Origin of the sequence: Methanolobus sp., from assembly GCF_030682845.1 — an archaeon.
Classification (GTDB): Archaea; Halobacteriota; Methanosarcinia; order Methanosarcinales; family Methanosarcinaceae; genus Methanolobus.
The window spans coordinates 1-22,944 of the sequence record NZ_JAUXNK010000052.1 but is presented as its reverse complement, the minus strand read 5'-3'; the positions used below and the strand labels follow the sequence as shown (position 1 = coordinate 22,944).

Annotated in this window: 23 protein-coding genes, 1 tRNA gene, 1 rRNA gene and 1 pseudogene; 11 read left to right on the top strand and 15 right to left on the bottom strand. The window is 45.0% G+C overall.

Annotated features, from left to right (window positions below; genetic code table 11):
* Nucleotides 1–141: 141 nt before the first annotated feature.
* The 4 genes and pseudogenes from Q8J68_RS06225 to Q8J68_RS06210 form a co-directional block, all read right to left on the bottom strand.
* Nucleotides 142–927, bottom strand: coding sequence for a winged helix-turn-helix domain-containing protein (locus Q8J68_RS06225; RefSeq protein ID WP_305310664.1), 786 nt, complete (start codon nucleotides 925–927; stop codon nucleotides 142–144).
* 12 nt (nucleotides 928–939) lie between these two features.
* On the bottom strand, nucleotides 940–1,215 hold the full coding sequence (locus tag Q8J68_RS06220; protein WP_370867609.1) for a hypothetical protein: 276 nt from the start codon (nucleotides 1,213–1,215) through the stop codon (nucleotides 940–942).
* A gap of 244 nt (nucleotides 1,216–1,459) precedes the next feature.
* Nucleotides 1,460–1,702 carry a hypothetical protein gene (locus Q8J68_RS06215; RefSeq protein ID WP_305310663.1) on the bottom strand — a complete coding sequence of 81 codons (243 nt, stop codon included), beginning with the start codon at nucleotides 1,700–1,702 and terminating at the stop codon, nucleotides 1,460–1,462.
* Nucleotides 1,644–2,722 (bottom strand): annotated as a pseudogene (locus tag Q8J68_RS06210) (IS1634 family transposase). The gene Q8J68_RS06215 and the pseudogene Q8J68_RS06210 overlap by 59 nt, the downstream one beginning before the upstream one ends.
* Before the next feature lie 428 nt (nucleotides 2,723–3,150).
* On the opposite strand from Q8J68_RS06210, the gene rrf reads away from it, so the two are divergent.
* Nucleotides 3,151–3,272, top strand: a 5S ribosomal RNA gene (rrf, locus tag Q8J68_RS06205).
* A gap of 125 nt (nucleotides 3,273–3,397) precedes the next feature.
* Here the strand turns inward: rrf and Q8J68_RS06200 are convergent.
* The 6 genes from Q8J68_RS06200 to Q8J68_RS06175 all read right to left on the bottom strand — a co-directional run bounded on the left by Q8J68_RS06200 (nucleotide 3,398) and on the right by Q8J68_RS06175 (nucleotide 9,185).
* On the bottom strand, nucleotides 3,398–4,036 hold the full coding sequence (locus Q8J68_RS06200; RefSeq protein WP_305310662.1) for a hypothetical protein: 639 nt from the start codon (nucleotides 4,034–4,036) through the stop codon (nucleotides 3,398–3,400).
* A gap of 25 nt (nucleotides 4,037–4,061) precedes the next feature.
* Entirely contained in the window at nucleotides 4,062–4,292 is a 231-nt protein-coding gene (locus Q8J68_RS06195) for a hypothetical protein (RefSeq protein ID WP_305310661.1), read from the bottom strand.
* A 71-nt stretch (nucleotides 4,293–4,363) separates the two neighbouring features.
* Nucleotides 4,364–6,784 carry a PAS domain S-box protein gene (locus Q8J68_RS06190; RefSeq protein ID WP_305310660.1) on the bottom strand — a complete coding sequence of 807 codons (2,421 nt, stop codon included), beginning with the start codon at nucleotides 6,782–6,784 and terminating at the stop codon, nucleotides 4,364–4,366.
* Between the two features lie 274 nt (nucleotides 6,785–7,058).
* Nucleotides 7,059–8,234: an aminotransferase class I/II-fold pyridoxal phosphate-dependent enzyme gene (locus Q8J68_RS06185; RefSeq protein ID WP_305310659.1), complete on the bottom strand. Its 1,176-nt coding sequence runs from the start codon at nucleotides 8,232–8,234 to the stop codon at nucleotides 7,059–7,061.
* A gap of 39 nt (nucleotides 8,235–8,273) precedes the next feature.
* The gene (locus tag Q8J68_RS06180) at nucleotides 8,274–8,765 is read right to left on the bottom strand and encodes an Lrp/AsnC family transcriptional regulator (protein ID WP_305310658.1); all 492 of its coding nucleotides are present in this window, start codon (nucleotides 8,763–8,765) and stop codon (nucleotides 8,274–8,276) included.
* A 45-nt stretch (nucleotides 8,766–8,810) separates the two neighbouring features.
* Complete coding sequence (locus tag Q8J68_RS06175) at nucleotides 8,811–9,185, bottom strand: 30S ribosomal protein S8e (RefSeq protein WP_015054709.1); 375 nt, start codon at nucleotides 9,183–9,185, stop codon at nucleotides 8,811–8,813.
* Between the two features lie 227 nt (nucleotides 9,186–9,412).
* Between Q8J68_RS06175 and rnz the strand changes: the two genes are divergently transcribed.
* Nucleotides 9,413–10,330, top strand: coding sequence for a ribonuclease Z (rnz, locus tag Q8J68_RS06170; protein ID WP_305310657.1), 918 nt, complete (start codon nucleotides 9,413–9,415; stop codon nucleotides 10,328–10,330).
* Nucleotides 10,331–10,394: 64 nt separating this feature from the next.
* On the opposite strand, the gene Q8J68_RS06165 is transcribed toward rnz, so the two are convergent.
* Entirely contained in the window at nucleotides 10,395–10,661 is a 267-nt protein-coding gene (locus tag Q8J68_RS06165; protein ID WP_305310656.1) for a hypothetical protein, read from the bottom strand.
* Between the two features lie 38 nt (nucleotides 10,662–10,699).
* Nucleotides 10,700–11,827 (bottom strand): AAA family ATPase, encoded by a 1,128-nt coding sequence (locus Q8J68_RS06160; protein WP_305310655.1) that lies wholly within the window; start codon nucleotides 11,825–11,827, stop codon nucleotides 10,700–10,702.
* A gap of 170 nt (nucleotides 11,828–11,997) precedes the next feature.
* On the opposite strand from Q8J68_RS06160, the gene Q8J68_RS06155 reads away from it, so the two are divergent.
* The gene (locus Q8J68_RS06155) at nucleotides 11,998–14,280 is read left to right on the top strand and encodes a PAS domain-containing sensor histidine kinase (protein WP_305310654.1); all 2,283 of its coding nucleotides are present in this window, start codon (nucleotides 11,998–12,000) and stop codon (nucleotides 14,278–14,280) included.
* Between the two features lie 99 nt (nucleotides 14,281–14,379).
* Nucleotides 14,380–14,454: transfer RNA gene (locus tag Q8J68_RS06150), tRNA-His, on the top strand.
* Between the two features lie 234 nt (nucleotides 14,455–14,688).
* Here the strand turns inward: Q8J68_RS06150 and purF are convergent.
* The 3 genes from purF to Q8J68_RS06135 form a co-directional block, all read right to left on the bottom strand.
* Nucleotides 14,689–16,107 (bottom strand): amidophosphoribosyltransferase, encoded by a 1,419-nt coding sequence (gene purF, locus Q8J68_RS06145; RefSeq protein ID WP_305310653.1) that lies wholly within the window; start codon nucleotides 16,105–16,107, stop codon nucleotides 14,689–14,691.
* A 33-nt stretch (nucleotides 16,108–16,140) separates the two neighbouring features.
* Entirely contained in the window at nucleotides 16,141–16,311 is a 171-nt protein-coding gene (locus Q8J68_RS06140; RefSeq protein WP_083858172.1) for a 50S ribosomal protein L37e, read from the bottom strand.
* 91 nt (nucleotides 16,312–16,402) lie between these two features.
* The gene (locus tag Q8J68_RS06135; RefSeq protein ID WP_015054685.1) at nucleotides 16,403–16,621 is read right to left on the bottom strand and encodes an LSm family protein; all 219 of its coding nucleotides are present in this window, start codon (nucleotides 16,619–16,621) and stop codon (nucleotides 16,403–16,405) included.
* Between the two features lie 255 nt (nucleotides 16,622–16,876).
* On the opposite strand from Q8J68_RS06135, the gene thiD reads away from it, so the two are divergent.
* The 7 genes from thiD to Q8J68_RS06100 form a co-directional block, all read left to right on the top strand.
* Nucleotides 16,877–18,229 carry a bifunctional hydroxymethylpyrimidine kinase/phosphomethylpyrimidine kinase gene (thiD, locus tag Q8J68_RS06130; protein ID WP_305310652.1) on the top strand — a complete coding sequence of 451 codons (1,353 nt, stop codon included), beginning with the start codon at nucleotides 16,877–16,879 and terminating at the stop codon, nucleotides 18,227–18,229.
* A gap of 86 nt (nucleotides 18,230–18,315) precedes the next feature.
* Entirely contained in the window at nucleotides 18,316–19,620 is a 1,305-nt protein-coding gene (locus Q8J68_RS06125) for a DEAD/DEAH box helicase (RefSeq protein ID WP_305310651.1), read from the top strand.
* A gap of 37 nt (nucleotides 19,621–19,657) precedes the next feature.
* Nucleotides 19,658–20,269, top strand: coding sequence for a tRNA (pseudouridine(54)-N(1))-methyltransferase TrmY (trmY, locus tag Q8J68_RS06120; protein WP_305310650.1), 612 nt, complete (start codon nucleotides 19,658–19,660; stop codon nucleotides 20,267–20,269).
* Between the two features lie 24 nt (nucleotides 20,270–20,293).
* On the top strand, nucleotides 20,294–21,586 hold the full coding sequence (locus Q8J68_RS06115; RefSeq protein WP_305310649.1) for a tRNA pseudouridine(54/55) synthase Pus10: 1,293 nt from the start codon (nucleotides 20,294–20,296) through the stop codon (nucleotides 21,584–21,586).
* 72 nt (nucleotides 21,587–21,658) lie between these two features.
* Nucleotides 21,659–21,952 carry a 50S ribosomal protein L21e gene (locus tag Q8J68_RS06110; RefSeq protein WP_015054679.1) on the top strand — a complete coding sequence of 98 codons (294 nt, stop codon included), beginning with the start codon at nucleotides 21,659–21,661 and terminating at the stop codon, nucleotides 21,950–21,952.
* 133 nt (nucleotides 21,953–22,085) lie between these two features.
* Nucleotides 22,086–22,439: an RNA polymerase Rpb4 family protein gene (locus Q8J68_RS06105; RefSeq protein WP_305310648.1), complete on the top strand. Its 354-nt coding sequence runs from the start codon at nucleotides 22,086–22,088 to the stop codon at nucleotides 22,437–22,439.
* A 74-nt stretch (nucleotides 22,440–22,513) separates the two neighbouring features.
* The coding region (locus Q8J68_RS06100; protein ID WP_305310647.1) for a DUF655 domain-containing protein at nucleotides 22,514–22,944 on the top strand (431 nt) is incomplete at its 3' end.

Below are 22,944 nucleotides of genomic sequence, written 5' to 3'. Positions count from 1 at the left end.
AAGACTTCTATAAAGCCGATTTTCCGCAGATGTCTCCTTAGAAATAGTATTTTTCACCGTTTGTTCCCATGGTCCTTATGATCCTCTGTCCTTTCTGTGAACTCTTGTAGTTCAAATTAAGATACAGTTTTTCTACAGAGCCTAAATCTCAATTATAAGTGTGGACTTCTTCCTGTAATATTCGAATAACTCTTTCCCCCACTCAACAGTTGCCGGATTGCAAATGATCATCTTTTTCAGGTCATATTCATTTTTATGGGTTAATAGTTTCAAGTTGATACATTCATCAGCTAAAATAAATGATACGAACTCCAGATCTTTAGGGTATAAGTAAAGTGAGATTAGTTTGGTATCAATGATCTCTTTGAAGTCATTATAATGATTTAGCTTGAACTTATTGTATACTTGCGGATTTATGACCATTGATACATCTACATTGTTATCTATCATCTGCATATAAAACTCGTGAAATAAAGGATCTAGTATTGAGGTGACCTGGAACCAGTATTTCGATTTCATGGCTTTTTCAATAAAATCAATTTCCGAATCAAACATATCCAACATAGTGCTTTCAATTATATTGCAAAGGCCAATTTCCGGTAATTTCTTTAAAAGATGTGCCGGAATAAAATCTATGTTGTGGGTTCCTAAATATTCATAATTTCCACCATACATTTCAACGGCACGCAGGAAAGATGTCATTTCTGCAGTGATTAATTTTCCAATTGTTGTCAGTTGATAAGTGTCTCTATGTTGATATATAAGGTGACTTTCTTTCAGCATTTTCATTTGGGGAAGTAACCCTGTTCTGCTCGTGTTCAGTGACTTGAGGAGTGCTTCCATTTCCTTTGGCCCGTCCTGTAAGAACAACAGTACGTCTTTCCTCTTCTCGGATGCAAGCAGCATTTCAACAATTGTCTTTTTCATTTGTTCTCCATTTTAACGGCAATGGGTGAATACAGTATTTGTAGTATCTAAAAGAGGAGCCATCTCTCCAACTACTGGTTTTCCAATAGTTGTTAATTCATAAGTATCTCTGTAGTGATTAACAAGGTGATGATCTTCAAGTACCCTTATCTGAGGCAGTAATGTCTGCCTGGTAGTATTGAGTGAAGATAGGAAGTATTGCATCTCTTGAGGCCCGTCTTTTGAGATTAGAAGAACTTTCGTTCTTTTGTCTGATATTAACACAACATCAAGCAATGGTTGTTTCATTTGCAACACATCCATTAAACAATTGAAAAATCATGTATCAACGACTAGTATTAGGAAACAGTTGGTATTTATAGCAAATTATATATCTACATCACGATTTTTTCGAAGTTTCAATCAAATGAATTCCATATATGTTTATTTCTTCCTATTATCACCAATTTCCTTTCCCATAAATATTATTGAATCCTACTTTCTGCAGATGTCTCCTTAGAAATAGTATTTTTCACAGCTCTTTCCCATTATCCTAATAATCTTTTCTTTGATCAGATCCATATTTGCAATCTGCATTTGGACATTTGACTCCATATTTACTCTTACTTCTGTGATACCTTTCAGCACCAATATTCAGGTCATTGCTAGCGACAATGAATCTTCCGAGATATTCTGCTTCATGTTGTATGAATTCTTCATTCATGGCTACTTGAACATCAATTACATAGCAAGTGATGATTTTTTTCATCTTTCCGAGGTCTTCCTCTTTTGACATTTTGCTTTTTGGAAACTGCAGATATCTGTACTTTTTCCAGTGAACAGTAAGTATTTTCCTGCTTCCACCTTTCTACAAATGATCTTGCAGCATCCTCACACGCAAAATCTATGCTCTTAAGATGTTTGAGTTCCTTCTGAGCTTTATGCATGTGTTTTTCAATCTTCTTCTCAAAGGTTACATCCTTTCGTTTCTGCATTTCAATAGAATGAACAACAACCCATTTTTGTTTTATATTGGCATAATTCGCGAAAGTCTCATGGAAAGAATAGCGGGAATCTTCTCCAGTAATGAATTTCAGATTTGAACTCAATAGCTCCGTAGAAAGATTCAATGTTGAAGAAACTCTTGTGATCCACTTCATGCCTTTTCCCATTGATTTAACGTTATCCTCAGAATACAGGGCATTGTCAGCGATATAATAAACATCATCAGGAAATGTTATGTTTTCTGTAAGTCTTTTCATAGCTTTGATTATGCTCTCTTTGTCTGAAGTGTTACCTGAATAAGCCTTTGCGAATAACGGGATACCACACTGATTTGTGATCATTCCAAGTCCAAATCGTTTCAAATCATCTCTTTTGTCTTTGGCATGACCATAAGTAATCTCAATTGTAGATCCATTACTACTGTCTTCATAATCTCCGTAAACACTGAAGTTTGTGGTATCACAGTGAAGAAGCTGAATTTTGATGTTGATCTTTTCCATCACTTTTAAAGCGATTTTCATAAAGAGTTGAGTTGGATCGGCAGCATGGATACTATCAAGTGTCCGGCCCAGAACATCATCATTGAGAGCAGATGCACTGATTCCAGGACCTAGAAGCCTTTCAATGGGAATAGTCTCAAAGTATTGAGATACATATACAATCGGCTGTCTGTGAAGCCAAGACTATTGAGGATCATGGCTTTCAATACCTGCGAATGCGCTAGCTTGTGCTGCCCAACTTTGGGCAGCACTTCATCAAAAATTCCGGAAACTATGCCATGATGATCAAGAGAGCTAGTGGTAATGTTCATAATAACCAATTATTCAATATCAAGTGCCTCTATTTACAAGTTTGTACGGAAATTACCAAAAATAAAAGTACATCTGCGGAAAGGCGGTTTAATCGAGTTCAACAGGAGATTTATTTAAAAAAAGGATTCATTTAGCAAGCAGTGACCCCCTCATTTCCACTGGAATAATATATTAATATTTACAATAATATTATATGAGTTGTAACTTCCAAGTGCTATAACCATACCCCAGCGGCAGTAATAATAAAAGCATTACAGTTATCCAGCATTAGATATAATGTGATAAAGAACATCGAAGGTAAAGTATTTAACCAATGATTTCAATGGAAGACCATTCAAGGTGGCGAAAGAACCCATTTAAGTTCCAGTCCATACCTCGGCTTTATCTTCCCTTGCTTTCCCTTCCCTTCATCGCTATTATAAGTGAATCTGGCGGCCATAGCGGCGGGGCAATTCCTGTACCCTTTCCGTACACAGAAGATAAGTCCTCCAGCGTTCCATATTGTACTGAAGTACGCGAGTCTTCGGGAACTACGGATCGCTGCCAGCTCACTTACAACACTCATTTTTGATAACTCTACTGTGAGATCCGACCATCTCCTGTCCATGCCGCCTTCTAATACTGATCCATTGTGCGGTCCCCCTAGTAAGATTTAGCATCTTTTTTTCATATCTTCAGAATAACTGATAGCCATATATCGCAAGTTCCGCCAGTATAAGTACAAGTACAAAGTTTCCTACAAGTAACGGAGGGACCATTTTCTTAAGGGGAAAGCCCGCGAATGCCAGCGCAACTGCCAGTATATCGCTGGGAAGTGGAGTTAAGGAGTAAACAAATATCAACAAAACTATGTTCTTGTCACCACTATCTTTTATAAACTGAAAAAAACGGCCTATATGTTTTCCGTACTTTGAGGGAACACATTGTTTTCCTTTTTTGCCGACAACATAGAATACAATATCTCCAAATGTAAGTCCGACACTTGCAAAAAGTGCGAGGTATACCGGATTAACTCCTCCCAGTGATATTGTGACCAATGCTGTGTAGAAGGACGTTGAAGTGAAAGCAGATACACCACCTATGGCAGCCAGCAGGAAAACAACCAGATAGGTGTTATGCACTCCCAAATGCCCTACGATCTCTTCCGGAGGATAGTATATCAGGAAAATTGACCATGCCAGAATGAATATGATTAGCAGTCCTACAATAATAACATCCCTTCTTCGGGTAGAACCTGTATCTTCTGTCAGTGTGCAGAAAGTAGCGGACTTCCCAGAAATGGCAGGCCCATTAATATTGTCTTCAGATGTCATTATAAGGTTATATAACGCAAAACCCCTATAATTGTTGTCTATCAGGCTTCCCTGTGACCAACCTGTAGTACGTGGTCTTATAGTACAGATTCGCCTGTACAGGATTCATGTAGACATATTCCTCCCAGCCGGTTGCCTGTTCGGTGAAGTACCTGCCGGCAGTCTCAGGACATGCCCAGAGATCGATTTCACCGTTATCAAGCGCACCAATGATCGAGGATACGTTGCTTTCGGGTACGACCGGACTTTGATTCACGCCAATATCGAGTAGATACTGGATCGCGATATTATCCGTGATTACCCCGATACGGTATTCCTCCAGGAACATCATATCACTGAAGGTTGCCTTTTCAAAGGGATCCTGATAGTGAATGTAGTGCCTTTTCCAGTTTCACTCTCAAAGGTAATATCGCCATCATGCATTTCAACAAACTTCTTTACAAGAGAAAGTCCGAGCCCTGTTCCATCGTAGTGCCGGGATGTATCTGAATATATCTGGGAAAAAGGCACGAACAGGTTATTCTGGTCATCTTCCGAGATGCCAATTCCATTGTCACTCACAGAAAGTTCCAGCATGCCATCCCTTTCGCATGCATCTATGCGCACATACCCATCTTCCGGTGTGAATTTTATTGCATTGCTGACAAGATTATATAATATCTGTTTCATGCGCACTTTGTCCGCATTCACACAGAGAGATTCCGGCTGGACAGAGATCGAGAAAGAGATGTTTTTCTTTTTTGCCAGCAAGGAGACGATGTTTCCCACATTCCTTAGCAAATCATGGACATAGAAATCCTCACAATGTAGCTCCATCTTTCCGGATTCTACTTTTGAGAGGTCAAGAATGTCATTGATAACTTCCAGAAGGTGCTTCCCGCCAGCCAGTATGTGCCCAAGGGACCGCCCTTGTTGGCCATTAATTTCCCCAAATGCCCCCTCAAGCAGCATATCTGAGTAGCCGATGACCGCATTGAGCGGGGTCCTGAGTTCATGGCTCATACTGGCAAGGAATTCACTTTTTATCTTGCTGGCTGTTTCAGCAGCCATCTTCGCACTGTTCAGCGCTTCTTCAGCCTCTTTCTGTCCGGAAATGTCCTGGAAATTCTCAAGAATGTAAGTCTTTCCTTCAATTGATATTTTTGTTGCGTTCTTAATGATAGGATTTCTTCTGCCGTCACTGCACTTGATAGTAGTGTCCATCCCCTGGAAGCATCCCATGCCTTCTTCCCAGATAGGACATTTCTTTGAATAAGAACCCTTGGGACATAATATATCGCAAAGTTGCCCTATAAGTTCTTCTCGCTTATAGCCTGTGAGCTCACATGTCCGGGAATTTACATCCTCTATCACATAATCCTGACCTATTATAAGCGTCCCGCCAGGCATGTTCTCATATAATATTGCCAGGCGCTCCTTACTTTCCTGCAGGACCATCTGCGCCTTCTTGCTCTCAGTAATATCATCCAGGCTTAACATTACATTGGTGTCGCCATTCAAACCAATGCGCGCAGTGGATATCAACAGATGACGCGTGGATATCTCACCATCCATGGCAATATTGAGATTGCCTTCGACCTTGTGGAAAACCCTCCCCGTATTGAAGGTTTCTGTGAACGTATTCCTGACAGCACAATCGGTACACCCCTCACTTGCACCACATCCCCCCTCCTTAAATGAGTTTACACATGAGAAGGCGGCACCTCCAAGTGAGCCCAGAATGTCTTCCTTTTGTTTTCCTACTGCTTCAACACCTGCATGATTAATGCTCTCAACCCTGCCTTCACTATTGACCAGCAGCATGGCGAAAGGCGCATGTTCGAATATGGTTCCAAGCACATGCTTTTGTTTCTTCAGTTCAGCCTCAAACTGCTTACGCTCGCTAATGTTGCGAGAAACCCCCAGGAAGAATTGAAAATTTCCTGCATCATCAAAAATAGGAGATACATTCACATCTATCCACACAGTAGAGCCATCTTTTCGGTATTGCTCCAGCTCCAGCATACTCGCGGAATAAGACATGATACCCTGTTGCATATCTGCAAAGAACACATTTATTTTGTCATTTACCTTTTGGAATGATTGAAAAGTTAACTTATCCCTCAAGGGTTTTTGCATTGCCTCTTGCGGAGAATATCCGGTCAGTTTTGTTTGGGAAGGACTCACATAAAGGAAATTTCCTTCCCTGTCCATTGTCCAGATGACATCATCGATGTTCTCTGTGATCATACGGAATCTCTCCTCAACCTCCTTCAGAGATTCCTCTGTAACACTCTTTAGGATTGCATCGTGAGCTACGTCCTCATGCCGGGAGAACCTGCTTGAGGAGTTATCGACCTGGCCCTGATAATTGCTCTCCTGCACCCTTAAAGCAAGTTCTGCATCATGAGATCTCATAAGAAGATTGATCGCATGGGATAGTTCACTGCCTGTGAATGGCTCTTTAATGTAATTTGTGAGACGCTTCGTGCCAAGCCATGCAAAAAAACGTTCATCAGATCCTGCAATAATAAACAGCACAGCAGCAGGGATTTCATGCAGAACCTCTTCGATACGACCTAAGACAGCATCTGAAGTTCCATTTATACAGGAACAAATTATAATATCGGGCTTTTGCGTGGCAATTGCTTTTGATGCATCTGTGCTGGACAGAGACAGCAGAGATGCAGAATAACCATTATCAACAAGCCTTCCCATGATTTCGGTAGGACATTCCGGACCACAATTGAGGAATAGTATATCAACCATGTTTTTCAGCCAAACTGCTTTAAATAATTAACTGCATACGGATGTTGTAATTATGCGAATATAGAATATGATCATATGTATATTCATGCAAGACAATGAGTTACACATTTGACCTTTTTAAGGTGAGCGCCATCATATAAAAATATATTGTTGCAGAAAATAGAAAGTTCTTGTGCTCCGATATATGACAAAATATTCACTAATTAAGACAAAAATGAGTTTTTAGAATACGTTCAACACTTGCTATTGAACCATATTACAGTTGAGTGGAAGATCACAGTCCATCCACAAATGATCCTATCCTTGCCAGGGCTTCCTCTATCTCTTCCCTGGAAGTTGCATAGGAACAACGCAAAAAGCCATCTCCGGCTTTACCAAAGACATTGCCAGGGATTGTGACCACTTTCTGTTCAAAGAGGAGCTTTTCAGCGAACTCTTCTGAGGTCAGCCCGGTGTTCTGCACGGACGGGAAAGCATAGAATGCCCCGCTTGGCTCGAAACACTCAAGACCAATCTTGTTGAGGCCGTTTACGATAAGGTGGCGGCGGCGGTCATAATCACGAACCATGCGCTCCATTTCATGTGTGCCGTTGCGCAGGGCTTCTATAGCGCCTATCTGGCCCATGATAGGGGCGCACAACATGGAGTACTGGTGTATAAGCATCATGGAAGAGATCACTTCACGGGGCGCCATGGCATAGGCCATCCTGAAACCAGTCATTGCATAGGCCTTTGAAAAGCCATTGAGAAGGATCGTCCTGTCACGCATACCATCAAGTGAAGCAAAACAGGTATGCTTTCCATGGTAGGTGAGGCAGTCATAGACCTCATCGGAAATCACCATGATGTCATGCTCTGAAACCACATCGGCAATGGCCTCAAAGTCTTTTCTGCCCATGGTAGCACCCGTGGGGTTGTTGGGGTAATTGAGAATCAAAGCCTTTGTCTTATCAGTGATAGCAGCCTCAAGATCTTCAGCATGCAGTTTGAACTCGTTCTCCAGGCAGGTGTCCACCGGGGAAGGCACTCCTCCTGCAAACATCACTGAGGGAGTATATGCAACATAGGAGGGTTGAGGGATCAGTATCTCGTCGCCCGGATTAGTGATTGCGCGTATGGCCAGATCCAGTGCCTCGCTTACGCCTGAAGTTACAAGGATCTCCGAATTCGGATTATACGAAGTACCATATTTATCAGAAAAGAACCGGGATAATTCTTCACGAAGTTCCAGGAGGCCATAATTGGAAGTATAGGAAGTCTCTCCGCACTCGAGAGAATGGATGCATGCTTCCCTGATATGCCACGGAGTTACGAAATCCGGCTCACCCACACCAAGTGATATAACGTCATCTATCTCTGATGCAAGATCAAAATAGCGGCGTATACCGGAGGGAGGAACCTTCTTCATTACATCCGCAACAAACCGGGAGGGACGGCATGCTTTTCTCATTAGGATTACTTCCTGCAGACTATAGTATTATTAAAAGTTTTAAGGCGTTACAATCAAACGTGCGACACGATCCTCTTCATAGAGGATAATCCCGTCCTCCTTGTAGGTCTTGAGCACGAAATGAGTCGTAGTGTGCTGTACCTGGTCAAGAGTGGATATCTTCTCCGCTACAAAGAAAGCGACTTCTTTCATAGAACGCCCGCCCACTGTAAGAGACAGGTCATACTGCCCTGAAAGCAACCTGACCGAGCGCACTTCCGGGAACTTGTAGAGACGTTCCACGAGTGCCTGATAACCAAGCCTGCGCTCCAGGCTTACCTTGAGCTCGATGATTGCGTACACGTTCTCATCACCCGCAAGATCCCAGTCAACTACTGTTTTGTACTTGCGGATGACGCCGTTGTTTTCCATTTCTTTAATTCTGTTGCTTACCTCTTCAGTAGAAAGATCCGTAAGGGCTGCTATCTGCTCAGATGTCATCCTTGCATCCTCTTCCAGGCATTCGAGTATATGACGTGTATTTTCATCCATATGGAAAAACCCCATCGCAACAGAACAAAAAATAAAAGTTTATGTTTATTCGATCAGTACTGCGTTGACAACTCCGTCCTGTCCGGGACGGCTTGTGACCTTTGCATTACCAAGAGCAGTCTTAACGACTGAGCCTCTTGTGAGGATGTTACGCCTGACGTAGTGTTCGTTTGCGGTATTTCCAATCACAGTGGTCATGGTTGTCTTCTGGGTCCTGCCCTGTGCGTCGGTGACATTCACGACATCGCACTGCATGAGTCTTACCTTTCTGTTACCGCCGGTAGTTGAAACGTTCTTTCTCTTGGTCACAGCTATGCGGGTGTCAGCTGATTCGCGTCCTAATTCGTGCTTTCTCTTGCTGCGGAATGCCTTAATCTTGGCACCTGTATAGCTTCTTCTGGATCTGCCTTGCCATTTCATGATATATCCTCTGGATAAATGTATGAGAAATTGATTGTGATTCAATAGTCAAAATATGACTTATGGACGTATCATTAATAATAAGATTCTATATGAACTTTTCGAATGGCGAGGAACATCTGCAAGGAATAGTACTTAAGGAAGAGAACAACAGAGATTCATGCTCAGTTCAGTTTGATGATCATGAGAAGCAATTCATAAATAACTATAGCACTTAATAAAGGTACATGCTTCGTGTAACTTTCCTTGGCACCGGTGGCTCCCTGCCCACACCCGAACGTAACCCCTCAGCCATCATGATAAACCGTGAAGGTGAGCTCATGCTGTTTGACTGCGGAGAGGGAGCTCAGCAGCAGATGATGCGGGCAAAGACAGGCATGAAAGCACTGAGCTCTATTTTCATCACTCACTTCCATGCAGACCATATACTTGGGATACCGGGACTGATACAGACAATGTCCTTTCACGGGAGGACAGAGCCCCTCAGGATATACGGGCCCCACCATGTGCATGAGTTCGCAAGGATACTCAGCGCTCTGGGTTATTACAAGCTACGCTTTGAGATAGATGCAGTTGACCTGGAGCCAGGAGATATCATTAAAAGGGACGGCTATTCCATCCATGCCATCAGGACACAGCACAGTGTTCCCAGCATAGGATACGCGCTCATAGAGGACGAGCGTATCGGCCGGTTCAATCGTGATAAAGCCATTGAGCTTGGAGTCCCGCCCGGACCCCTGTTCTCAAAACTCCACAAGGGGGAGACTGTTGAAATCAACGGAAAGATCATCACATCACAAGAAGTTGTCGGAGATCCACGCCCTGGCAGGAAGATCGTATACAGCGGAGATACAAGGCCATGCCAGTCAATACTGGAAGCAAGCCGCGGTGCAGACCTGCTTATCCATGATTCCACACTTGCAAATGACCAGCAGGAATGGGCAAAGGAATCAATGCATTCAACCGCTGAAGAAGCAGCACTCCTCGCGAAAGAAGCAAACGTATCAAAGCTCATACTGACGCACATCAGTTCCAGGTATTCCGATAATACGGAGCCCCTGCTTAAAGAGGCAAAAATGGTCTTTGAGAATGTCACAGTAGCAGAGGACCTTATGGAAACCGAAGTGTTGTTCAGGGAAATATAACGATAGTTATTAAGTGATGGCTCTTGTTCAGTTAAAGAAAAAGGAAGATGAAAAGAGGAGGGACTCAGAGATAGGTCCAGTCCAGCTTCCTGTCATCGGCATCATACAGGATGATTTCCATGGTGCGGTCCTCGACCGGATTTGTCAGGGGCTTGATGCCAAGATACAAACTATCACCAGGCTGGTGATCAAAGCCCTCAGATTTTGTCCTTCCAAAATAGACGCGCCCTCCGGACCTGACTTCTTCTACGACCACACCCTTCCATGTGCCCTTATCAAAGACGTTTACGATAACGCATTCAAACCTGTCGGATTCATTTACCTCTGTCATGGAAACACGATATAGAAGCTAAATTTAAAAAGATGACCCTAAATGTACATCTTCTCAGGGTTCAGGGCCTCATTAACTCTCTTGATCTTCTTGATAGAATTCTCGAAATCTTCCTGGGTAATACTGTCCCTGTCATCGATAATAGCTCGATGCAGAGCGGTTTTAAGAACTTTCTCAACAAGGTCACGTCCTGAAAGACCTTCCGTCATTTTAGCAAGGGAGCCCAGATCGACGTCGGCAACTTCAAGAGGGAAGGTACCGATGTTGGATTCCAGTATCTGATAACGTTCCTGCTCATTAGGCAGTATGAATTCTATCTCTTCCTCAAACCTGCTGCGCACAGCAGGGTCAAGCGTATCTGTCCTGTTAGTGGCCCCTATGGTGCAGATGCCCGGGCGCTCCACGATCCCATCCATTTCAGTAAGCAAGGCGTTTACTATCTCTGCCACATCGCCACGCAGCTCCTGATTTCTCCGGTCAAGGGCGATGGCATCCAGTTCATCTATAAAAATTATGCATGGTGCCATTTCCTGCGCCCGCTCGTAGAGCTGATGTATCTGGCGGGCCCCCTCACCTACAAATTCACCTATAAGCTCGGTTGCCTTCACAGGGATTATGGGTACCTGTGCCTTATTTGCAATAGCCTTGGCGAACATGGTCTTGCCGGTCCCTGACGGACCATAGAAAAGTATGTTCCGGGGAGCCCATTTACCAAACTTCTCCGGCTCCTCAAGAAAACGCTCGATGAGCCTGCACTTCTGGCGTGCGCTGAACTGTCCTATTACATCATCAAAACTGACCTTGCTTCTGAATTCGATCTTCGGAACGGTACTATCCACCATATCACGCACTATAATGCTGGTATTAGGGCCAATGACAGACTCCGGCGGTTCAACTTCCTTCACCTTATATGCAAAATCAGGGTACATGCGCTTATCGAATAGATAATCACCTTTGGTAGCGGTGACACCTTTCCATTGCTCCCTGGCATAATGCTCGAATAGCCCGGAATCCTCTATTTCAGGATACTCTTCCAGGATGCTGGTCATCGGATAGCCCGCAGGCTCAAGAACCAGGTACTCCGCTGTGCTTTCCACAGGTTCCGCTACAATGTCCCTGTTTACTATAGGGTTGGTTTTCTGAACAGTCCTTACTATGAATACCATCTCTTTCTGCGCTATATATGTAATTTGAATTTGCTAAATAGTTAAAATTAACCCTTAAACCTTTCGACCATGCGGAATATACAAGGCACATATTACTAATAACTAAATATAATAAAAGAGAATAGTATATACAATAGTTTTCTTCAGCATATCCTCCGGGGCAACAAGACATGAAAATACCAAATCTTGTGAATAGTGTGTTCCTTTTGATAGTATGTGTGCTGGGAGCCATCATGCTGTCACCTTTCATAATGCCTGGAGAAAGAACGGTCATGGTCTTCAGTTCCGCACTCATTGCTACAACATTTGGGGCTATTATCTATGCAAGTGCGCGTATAGATAAGATGAACAAAGAACTGGAGAATAAAATAAGTAACCTGAATGAGGAGAAAAAGAGGGTTGAGGGACTGATGGAACAGAACTCTGAGATGGAGAGTTCACTCACCTCCCTGATATCGCTGTTCATCGCTCCCAAAGATGTAGACAGGGCTATTGATGAGACACTGCAGAGAACGGGCATGTTCTGCGGTTCCGAATACAACTACCTGGTCATGCTCGGTAAGAACAGGAACTCATTGAATATCCACCACAAATGGGCTGCTTCAAACCTGCAGGAAAGAAAAGCTGTGTTCGAGAATCTCAGCGAGTCAAATTTCCCATGGCTGATGGAGCAGATAAGGAACAACGCATACCCGCTGCTACTGGAGAGCGCATCATTGCCTAAGGCCGCATCAAGGGAAATGGAAATAATGCATTCAAGAGGCGTGAGTTCCCTGATAATAGTCCCGACTGAAATAGACAGGAATGTTGTCGGGTTTATAGCTATCGAGAATCCGTCATTCGATGGTACGGGCTACAAGCAACAACTACCGGCTCTGAAGATTCTCTCAGAGCTCACGGGAATGTTCCTGCAACACAAGTTATTCCTTGAGAATCTCAGCCTTTTTAAGAATCTTATCAATGAATCTAACGACTTTATATTTGTGATAGATCCCTGCCTGGAAGTTATCATCGACGTTAATGAAACAGCCTGCAGCGAATTAGGCTATTCAAGAGATGAGTTCCTTGGTATGGAGAAAGAAAAACTTGAACGCATATTCTGCGGCCGCTTCTGGGAACATGACATACGAGACATATGCGGGAACCGCTTCCTCGATATTGACAGGACCATAATCAGAAAGAACAACACAGTTGCTCCTGTGGAAATGAACGTCACATTCACGACCCACGAAAATAACAACTACGCACTGGCAATAGTACGCGATATCACAAAGCGCAAAGAAGTTGAGGAAATACTCCGCAGAACACAGGAGAGGGTGGAACTTGCCCTCAAGGGTGCAGACCTTGGCATGTGGGACTGGAACATCAAAAACAACGAGCTTATCTATAATGACAGGTGGGCTGAGATGCTGGGCTATGAACCCAGAGATATAAAACCAAGCTTTGATTCTTGGAAAAAACTAATGCATCCTGACGACCTGCCCTGTTTCATGGAGAACATCGGACTCCACCTCAAAAACGAGATCCTTTCCTTTGAATCTGAATTCAGGATGCATGACAAGAGGAACGCTTCATGGAGGTGGATACTTGCCCGTGGAAAACTGGTAGAACGTAATGGTTCCGGTGAGCCGTTAAGACTTGCAGGCACAACCATGGATATCAGTGAGAGGAAGCAGTTTGAGGAAGAGCTTCGCAAATCCAACGAACTCAAGGACCTGTTCACGGATATCATGAGACATGACCTGCTCAACCCGGCAGGCAACATCAAAGGATATTCCGACCTGTTATTTGAGACTGAAGCCAGCGACAAACAGAAAGTACTTGTGGACGGGATTAAACGCAACAACGATAAGCTCATAGAAATGATAGAGACAGCAGCCAAATTCGCAAAACTGGAATCCGTAGAGAATATACAGCTTGAAATTATGGACATAGGAACTATCCTGAGAAATGTTGTTGAACAGTTCGACCAAAAACTCGTTGATAAACAGATGAACGTGGAGATGAGAGCTTCAGGGACTTATCATTCGCTCGTTAATCCGATAGTTGAGGAAATATTTGCCAATTTCATCTCAAATGCTATAAAGTATAGTCCTGAAGACACAGATATCATTATAGATGTCATTGATTCCAATTACCAGTGGAAAGTAGAGGTCACTGATCAGGGAGAAGGCATACCTGATGAGCTCAAGGCGCAGGTGTTCGAGCGTTTCAAGCGGGTGCATAAGAAAGGTGTTAAAGGGACCGGTCTTGGGCTTGCAATAGTTAAAAGGATAGCAGAGATCATGGAAGGAGAGGTCGGCGTGGAAGATAATCCTGCAGGTAACGGCAGTGTATTCTGGGCAAAGTTCAGGAAATGTGACCATTATACGGAGACCTCATTATCGATCAGTGACGACGAGATGGAATGTATTTCAGATCTGCCTGCTAAAAGGAAACTCTTAGTTCACTAACTATTCCCTTTTTTGCTGCAAGAAAGGCCCTTACAAAGGAAACCTTTATCTAAGAAAAGGACGTCTAAGGGGTGCTTTCAATCAAAAGACCTTACTCGTGCCGGGGTGGGGTAGCGGTTATCCTGTGGCCCTGTGGAGGCTACGATTCGAGTTCGATTCTCGATCCCGGCCCCATATTACTTTTCCATATTACTTTTATATTTATCAGAATACTTATAGCACTGTTTGGGCCTGAGCGTACATATTTTACATTCATTTTGATGTGAAACCCAAATTGTTTTATGAACTACCAGTTTGCAAAAAAGGAGACAGCACTATTTGCCCTATGGCTCATTAAAATAAAAGAGTGTTACTGCCGTAAAATACCAGACATAAAAAGTGCTGAAGAAGCAAGTTTTGCCAACCCTTTCACGAGAACTCATGCAGCTTTAGCTGCCTGCGCTGGCAGGTCTTCTCTCCAGGGATATCAACCGGATAGGCACCTGTAAGACACCCCAGGCAGAGATCATCCCGATCTATCCCTATGGACTCCACAAGACCCTCAATACTCAGGTAGCCCAGAGAATCTGCATTAATGACAGCTTCCACGCCTTTTATTGTTTTATGGGCAGCTATAAGCTCGTCTCTTGAAGCCATGTCTATGCCAAGATAACAGGGCGCAACTATTGGAGGGCTCCCTATGCGCGCATGAACTTCCGTAGCACCTGCGTTCTTTATCATGTCGATGATACGACGCGAGGTAGTGCCCCTGACAATACTGTCATCTATAAGGATTATCTTCCTGCCCCGTATGTTCTCTGCAATGGTGTTCATCTTAAGCCTCACGGCAGTTTCGCGCATTGCCTGGCCAGGCAGGATGAAAGTCCTTCCGATATAACGGTTCTTCATCAGACTCTCTTCATAGATGATATTGGAATGACGGGAATAACCTATAGCCGAAGTGATGCCTGAGTCAGGCACAGGAGATACCATATCAGCATCCACAGGATGCTCTTTTGCCAGCCTCTCGCCGATGCGCTCCCTTACCTTGTAAACGAGTTTCCCGTCGATAATAGAATCAGGGCGCGCAAAATAGACGTATTCGAAAACACAATGAGCAGAAGTTGTTTCACGGAAAAGCTGATGGGATTCGATTTCACCATCCCGGAAAATGACCAGCTCGCCCGGATTAACATCCCTGATGAGCTTGCCGCTGAGCGTATCAATAGCCACACTTTCCGATGCAACAGCGTACCCGGAATCGATCGAGCCAATGCACAATGGCTTGAAACCATAGGGGTCCCTCACAGCCATCAGCAGGTCGTTGATCATAATAGCCAGAGAATAAGAGCCGTTAAGTTGTTTCATTACGTTGCCAATAGCTTCAGTAATGCCATATTTCAAAAGCTCTTTAACGAGAAGATGTGCTATGACCTCGGTATCCGAACTTGCTACGAAGAGATGCCCTTCAGACTCAAGCTTCCTGCGCAGTTCATTACTATTGACAAGATTGCCATTATGAGCTATAGCAACAGTACCGCTTTTGTATTTCACAATGAATGGCTGGCAGTTCTCTAACATAGAGTCGCCACAAGTAGAATAGCGCACATGGCCTATGCCTACCCTGCCTTTAAGCTCAAGAAGGGCATTCTTATCAAAAACTTCCGGAACAAGCCCCATGCCCTTGATGGTCATGGGGTCCTTGCCGTTATGAACGGTTATGCCCGAGGATTCCTGTCCGCGATGTTGCAATGCATACAAACCATAGTAGATCTGAAGCGAAGCAGGTACCGGGTGTGATTCCACCATGTGTTTTACCACACCCACAACACCGCATTCCTCACGCATTTTATCCCCGGCGGGTAGAGAAAAAAGTCAGGCTTAGTATTTGCACTTTGCCTGCCACTGGTAACTTCTCATGCGAGAGGTCTTGCCGAAACCACAGCAAGTACATTGTTTTGTATGGATGTTGAGTGAAACACTACCGCAGCGTCTGCACTTTGCATGTGTGCGCTTTTGCCTTTTACCCATTGAGGGCGTACCTTTTGACATTTATAATCACCTTTTAATTGAAGTTGGAAATAATCGCAAATCGTGTGGATTACCCTGATACGGTTATTAGTTCATATATCTTACGTTCGTTTCAGGGGGACACATACACGATGTTATCGCCTCTGATAACAACACTGCCCAGCTTTCTTACAATATCTCCTTCTTTCAGCTCTTCAGCTTCATCTAGTACAAGGTTCATGTGAACATCGTAACCCTGAAGTTTTCCTCTGAATTCCCTAGCACCCTTCAATCTCACGATCACAGGTGTGTTCAATGCATTGTTCAATATGTCAAGAGGTCTGTTTCCCATATTAGTTGCCTCATTTAATAAGTACGGATAATTGGTAATACACCAGATATCTAAATTCGTTTACGTACATATATAGGTCTTGTGATGACCCATTGTTGCAAGTGGAATATATAAATGTATCGTAAGGAGATCGTTTCAGCAATTAAATAGCAACATCAGCCCATTTCAGATGACCAACTACTATTTAACTTACAAGACTTTATGACCTCCGCACACAAGTAAATGTAATACAACCTATATAAGGAGAACATACCAATGAGAAGGGCAACTGTTGTAATGACCATTGCAGGATCGGATTCCGGAGGAGGGGCAGGGATAGAAGCGGACATAAAGACCATCGCAGCCTTGGGGCTGCATGGAACATGCGCCATTACATCAGTGACCTCACAAAACACTACCGGCGTACTCAGTGCCTTTGACCTGCCCTCAGAAGTGGTTGCCAGCCAGGTGGATGCAGTATGCACCGATATGCAGGTGGAATGGGCCAAGTCCGGCATGTTGTCCTCATCAAGCATTATTTCCACGGTTTCTGACATGGTCCGCAAGTATGAGCTTAAGCTGGTGGTGGATCCCGTAATGGCAGCGGAAGCCGGAGGTGATCTTCTCAGGAAAGATGCGATCAGGACACTGAAAGAAGAACTCCTGCCCATAAGCCAGGTCGTTACTCCAAACATCAATGAGGCAGTGGCCCTTTCAGGCACGATCATAAAGACAGTGGAGGAAGCAAAGCAGGCAGCCAGGATCATTGCCGGGACAGGGGTCAGAGTAGTGATAATCACAGGCGGACACCTGGACGCATCCGATGTTATCTATGAGGCTAAAGAGGACAGGTTCACAATCATCCCGGGAAAATTTGTAAAGGGTGGCACGCATGGCTCAGGATGTACCTATGCCGCTGCTCTTACCTGCGGCCTTGCACAGGGAATGACAATAGTGGAAGCAGCCAGCAAAGCTAAGGATTTTGTGGTCAGGGCCATCATAGCCAGCCGGACGGTCGGCAAAGGTGCCGGGCCGGTAGATCCTCTTGCAGGGATCCGCAGAGATGCAACAGCATACGAAGTTACGGAAGACTTGAAGGAAGCAGTCAGTATCATCTCCCGCTCCGTGTATTTTGCAAGAATGATCCCCCAGGTGGGATGTAACATAGCCATGGCCCTGCCCGATGCAAAGGGAACAGAGGATGTTGCAGCAGTTGCCGGAAGGATAGTAAAGCTCAAAGATTCGCCCAGAGCCGTCGGAGACGTCGGTTTTGGTGTAAGTGGCCACGTTGCCCGCATAGTCCTTGCAGCAATGGAACATGACGGAAATCTCAGGGCCGCTATGAACATGAAGTACTCTTACGAAATTATCAGCATCTGCAAAGGAATGGGACTGAAGGTTGCATCCTTTGAGCGTGCGCAAGAGCCCGAGAATGCCATTATCACACATACAGGCGAATGGGGTACTTCAGATGCGATAAAGAAGCACGGATGCGTGCCGGATATCATCTTTGACAGAGGCGCCGTGGGAAAGGAGCCCATGATAAGGATACTGGGCAGGAGTGCGACAGAAGTTGCCAGGACTGCAGACAGCATAGCCGCAAATTATGCGGCCATGTCCAAAAATTAACATCAGGCTGCTTACAAGAGCAGCATCAATACATAATCGATAATTGTAATATCATTGTAATAATATTGTAATCAAGAGTGACAATCATGGACTCAGAATCAACAACATTCAAAGACCTTAACCTTACCAAAGGGGTGCTAAAAAGCATAAAAGTGATGGGCTATATTGAGCCTACGGAAATACAGGTACAGGCCATCCCCCTGATAATGCAGGGAAAGGACATCATCGGGCAGGCACGGACCGGTACAGGGAAGACTGCAGCATTTGGAATACCTCTTGTGGAGATGGTAGATAAAAAAAAGAGGGCCCTGCAAGCTATGGTCCTCTGCCCTACCAGGGAACTGGCCGTCCAGATAGCGGATGAACTTAAGAAGATAGCCCTGCTGACAGAGGGACTGAGCATAACAGCGATTTACGGCGGGCGGGCCATGGGCCAGCAGACGCAGGAACTTGAAAGCGGCGCACAGATAGTTGTCGGGACACCCGGAAGAGTAATAGACCACATCCAGCGTGGGGCCATCAATATGGATAGTGTCATGATCATGGTCCTTGACGAGGCAGACGAGATGCTTAATATGGGATTCAGGGAAGATATCGAGAAGGTGCTCGAACTCACCCCCAGGGAAAGGCAGACACTGCTCTTTTCCGCAACCATGCCAAAGACCATACTGAAACTGACCGACGAGTACATGCGCGAACCCGAACACATAAAGGTGGCCAAAAAAGAGATGACCGTGCCCGGCGTGGAACAGTTCTACTTTGAGATCAAGGAAAGTTCAAAAATAGAAGTGCTTCACCGCATGATAGATGTGGAGAATATCCAGTCAGCCCTTGTGTTCTGTAATACCAAGAAGGAAGTCGACAAAGTGCTTGTCAAGCTCAGGTCACATGGCCATTCGGTGGAAGCCCTGCATGGAGACATCAGGCAGAACCTCAGGGAACGCACTGTCGATAAACTGCGGGACGAAGATATCAGTATACTCGTCGCCACGGATGTGGCTGCAAGAGGACTCGACATTGAGAACATCGAAGTGGTCTTCAATTATGACCTGCCCCTGGAGATAGAGACCTATGTTCACAGGATAGGCAGGACAGCAAGGGCCGGAAGGCCCGGGCTCGCATACTCTTTTGTCACAAAGAACGAGATTGGTAAGATCACAGCAATTCAGAGATACACGAAGACCGAAATTATAAGGAAGGAACTTCCTACAATAAAGGATGCTGAAAAGGCCAGGGAAGCACAGGTCACTGAAAAAGTAAGAACGAGCATCCGCACAGGAAACCTGGAAAGATATGACGAGTGGGTCGGGAAGCTGGCTGGAGAAGGTGCCGATTACAGGAAGATAGCTGCCGCCCTTGCAAAGATCGTGCTAAAGGAAGGAAAGAACTGATCAGGGAACATGAAAAGCGAGCTAAAGAGGTACAAGCATGAAGGATTTTGTGATAATAGGGCACAAGGCGCTCACTACAGGTGATTTCTCATTGAACGACCTGTCTGGTGCGGCAGGACGCATGGACATACTCTGCAGGTGTATCAACTCAGCACTTTTCCTGTCCCATGGAATGAGAAGGGATGTCAACATACATCTGGTGCTGCTTGGCGAACCCGACCCCGGTAAGATCGTACGCTTTAACGGTGAGCAGCTCAGGTATCTTAGCCCTGATGAGAGGAGCAGTGGCTCCCTTATCAAAAAAGCACTTGAGAAGGATGCCACAGAATACGAGTCACAATCCACTCCCGGAGTATGGATACGCCGTGGAGGGCTTAAGAAACTGCTGGCTGAGTTTGCAGAGAATAACAGGCGCATATACTACCTGCATGAAACCGGAGAAGACATGAGAAATGTCAGCAGTTATCCTGATGATGCTGTATTTATACTGGGCGACCATATGGGAGTCACAGAAGAGGAAGAAATAGCGATCAAAACGATATCTTCCGGGACTTTGTCCATCGGACCTCTGTCACTACATTCAGATCATTGCATAATCATTATCCTCAATGAGCTGGATAGGATCGGACAAAGCCAGACGGAAGCATAACTTACAAAAAATGAGAGTGATCGGATGAGCATACTTGAAACTGCTAAACGAATTGTCAATGAAGGACCTATTTGTGATAACTGCATGGGCAGGCAATTCGCAAAACTATCCACAGGACTTACCAATGTAGAGAGAGGGAAGGCTGTAAAGCTTGCCCTTGCCATGGAAGGGGACCTGCTGCATAAAGCTTCGGGTGATGATACCCTCCTCAAGCACCTTGCCCCAAGCAGCGCTTTCGCAAGGAAGACACTGGGAATCAAGGAGGATGACAGTAAATGCTGGGTGTGTCTGGGGTTGTATGGTGATCTTGACACCTGGGCTGACAGGGCTGTAAAAGCCATAGGAACGCTCGAGTATTCTACATTCCTTGTCGGGACAAAGGTCAGCGGGCTGCTGGGTGAGAACGAAGAGATACTCTGGAGCGAGTGCGGGATAGCCTATGCAGAGCAGCTCAAGACCGAGCTTAACCGGGAAGTAGGGAAACTCATAGCAGCACTCACCGGCAAAGAGGTTGAGTTCAACAGACCGGATGTGCTTGTGACCCTTGACCTTGCAGAAGACACGGTCAGATTGCAGGTGCGTTCTATCTATATACAGGGGAGGTACCGGAAACTTGTAAGGGGCATTCCACAGACCAGGTGGCCCTGCAGGAACTGCGGAGGCAGAGGATGCGAGAAGTGCTCTTTTACAGGCAAGCAGTACCCTGAATCAGTGGATGAGCTGATACGGGAAGAGATCCTGAAGGTAACAGGCGCCAGTGACACAACGTTCCATGGGGCCGGAAGGGAAGACATAGATGCGCTTATGGGCGGCACCGGACGTCCCTTTGTGGTTGAAGTGCTTAACTCGCCAATACGATCCTTTGATGTGGCTGAGCTTGAAACTAGGATCAATGCCTTTGCACAGGGCAAGGTAGAGGTCCAGGGGTTGCAGATGGTGCAGAAGGAAGTTATAGAGGCTCTTAAAGCATCAAAGGCGGATAAGGTTTATAACCTTAAAGTTACATTCAAAGAGCCAGTTTCCAAGGAAATGCTCATATCTGCCATCGACAGTCTAGTCGGAGCTGAGATATCACAGAGGACACCACAGCGCGTGTCCCACAGAAGGGCGGACCTGGTGCGCAAGAGAAACGTGCACGATATGCAGCTTACAGAATTGACGGACGAGTACGCTATCATGCAGGTGCACTGTGGCGGCGGACTATATGTCAAAGAACTGGTATCCGGTGACGAAGGAAGGACACAGCCAAGCCTCACAGGGCTGCTGGGAATACAGGCCAGGGTCACTGAGCTCGATGTCATCAAAGTGGATATATGAATGCGTTTTCCGGGTTAAGGTTTATCACTAGAATAGAATTGATCGTATCAAGTTAATCAATGGAGGAATATCATGCCAACATCACACGGTGAAAAATGCTGTACACGTTACAAACTGAAAAAGAGTGTAAGAGAAAGAGGAATTTCCCCTGTTAGCAAGGCTATCCAGGAATTCGCAGAGGGACAGATGGTCCACATCGACATCGACCCCAGCGTACAGAAGGGAATGCCAAACCCAAGATTCCAGGGAAGGACCGGCAAGGTTTTGGGTCAGCGCGGCCGCGCATACCGTCTCCAGATAAGGGATGGCAATGCTACAAAGGAACTCATAGCCCTTCCTCAGCACCTTAAGCCACAGAAGTACTAAGTACATACTGTATTGTACTGGATCTTTGCACACAACGTCAGATATATCTTTGTTGGCAACAATGAAGATGTATCGGATTATTTTAGTTGATGTCACAAAGAGAACAGGATAGAATAGTAAAGAGTGTATATCAATGATTGTTAAGGAAATTCTGAGCGAAGAGTTGCTGACCCTTTCCGAAGTGAAAGGTATTTTGCACCAGATAATGGAAGAGCGCCTGCAAAATGAAGAAGAGCTGGGGTATGAGTTACGTAAGGCTATCAATCATGCAGATACGTTCGCAAAGACATCTCCTGAAAAGGCAAGAGATCTTGTGAACAAGCTCACAGCACTGGAAAAGATGAAGCCCGAGATTGCCATAAGGATAGCAGATATAATGCCAATGACCAGGGATGAGCTCAGGTCCCTCTATGCAAAAGAAAGGTTCACCTTAAGTGATACGGAACTGGACACGATGCTGGAAATGGTTGAAGGGGCAATGGATTAAATTTATATCCGATACATCCTCTTTTTCAAGAGAGATAGTTTAACATCAGCAGTGGGTATGCCGGAGGGAATATGATGCAAGTTAAGGGAAAGCCACCTGAAAAAGAAGAGTATGCGTGGGTCCTTGATTACCTGCCCTATGGAAGCAATGAGGACAAAAGACCACCCTACCAGAAGAAACCAGTGGTTCAGGCCATCGGTGAAAAGAACTTCGTATTGATGGAACTGGTACCAAAGGAAGGTAAAAATCCGACTATACAGTCCCGTGTATATATAGGAGAGGGTGACAGGGAAGATATTGATCATGTGAAGCACAGGATAGGCTACACTAACCTCAGCCATGGCGCCCAGCTGGAACTACCATTCATTATGGAAGCGAACGTGAAGAGCGAGGAAGAAAGATTCGTTAAGTTTTTCAACGATGCTCATCCGATCACTAACAGGCTGCACATGCTAGAACTTTTGCCAGGTATCGGGAAGAAGCTTATGTGGGCTATAATAGACGA

Bases quoted from the DNA above. Each gene is read 5' to 3' on its own strand.
- Q8J68_RS06225 (WP_305310664.1), bottom strand. From the start codon at position 927: ATGAAAAAGACAATTGTTGAAATGCTGCTTGCATCCGAGAAGAGGAAA.
- Q8J68_RS06220 (WP_370867609.1), bottom strand. From the start codon at position 1,215: ATGAAACAACCATTGCTTGATGTTGTGTTAATATCAGACAAAAGAACG.
- Q8J68_RS06215 (WP_305310663.1), bottom strand. From the start codon at position 1,702: ATGTCAAAAGAGGAAGACCTCGGAAAGATGAAAAAAATCATCACTTGC.
- Q8J68_RS06200 (WP_305310662.1), bottom strand. From the start codon at position 4,036: ATGACATCTGAAGACAATATTAATGGGCCTGCCATTTCTGGGAAGTCC.
- Q8J68_RS06190 (WP_305310660.1), bottom strand. From the start codon at position 6,784: ATGGTTGATATACTATTCCTCAATTGTGGTCCGGAATGTCCTACCGAA.
- Q8J68_RS06185 (WP_305310659.1), bottom strand. From the start codon at position 8,234: ATGAGAAAAGCATGCCGTCCCTCCCGGTTTGTTGCGGATGTAATGAAG.
- Q8J68_RS06180 (WP_305310658.1), bottom strand. From the start codon at position 8,765: ATGGATGAAAATACACGTCATATACTCGAATGCCTGGAAGAGGATGCA.
- Q8J68_RS06175 (WP_015054709.1), bottom strand. From the start codon at position 9,185: ATGAAATGGCAAGGCAGATCCAGAAGAAGCTATACAGGTGCCAAGATT.
- rnz (WP_305310657.1), top strand. From the start codon at position 9,413: ATGCTTCGTGTAACTTTCCTTGGCACCGGTGGCTCCCTGCCCACACCC.
- Q8J68_RS06165 (WP_305310656.1), bottom strand. From the start codon at position 10,661: ATGACAGAGGTAAATGAATCCGACAGGTTTGAATGCGTTATCGTAAAC.
- Q8J68_RS06160 (WP_305310655.1), bottom strand. From the start codon at position 11,827: ATGGTATTCATAGTAAGGACTGTTCAGAAAACCAACCCTATAGTAAAC.
- Q8J68_RS06155 (WP_305310654.1), top strand. From the start codon at position 11,998: ATGAAAATACCAAATCTTGTGAATAGTGTGTTCCTTTTGATAGTATGT.
- purF (WP_305310653.1), bottom strand. From the start codon at position 16,107: ATGCGTGAGGAATGCGGTGTTGTGGGTGTGGTAAAACACATGGTGGAA.
- Q8J68_RS06140 (WP_083858172.1), bottom strand. From the start codon at position 16,311: ATGTCAAAAGGTACGCCCTCAATGGGTAAAAGGCAAAAGCGCACACAT.
- Q8J68_RS06135 (WP_015054685.1), bottom strand. From the start codon at position 16,621: ATGGGAAACAGACCTCTTGACATATTGAACAATGCATTGAACACACCT.
- thiD (WP_305310652.1), top strand. From the start codon at position 16,877: ATGAGAAGGGCAACTGTTGTAATGACCATTGCAGGATCGGATTCCGGA.
- Q8J68_RS06125 (WP_305310651.1), top strand. From the start codon at position 18,316: ATGGACTCAGAATCAACAACATTCAAAGACCTTAACCTTACCAAAGGG.
- trmY (WP_305310650.1), top strand. From the start codon at position 19,658: ATGAAGGATTTTGTGATAATAGGGCACAAGGCGCTCACTACAGGTGAT.
- Q8J68_RS06115 (WP_305310649.1), top strand. From the start codon at position 20,294: ATGAGCATACTTGAAACTGCTAAACGAATTGTCAATGAAGGACCTATT.
- Q8J68_RS06110 (WP_015054679.1), top strand. From the start codon at position 21,659: ATGCCAACATCACACGGTGAAAAATGCTGTACACGTTACAAACTGAAA.
- Q8J68_RS06105 (WP_305310648.1), top strand. From the start codon at position 22,086: ATGATTGTTAAGGAAATTCTGAGCGAAGAGTTGCTGACCCTTTCCGAA.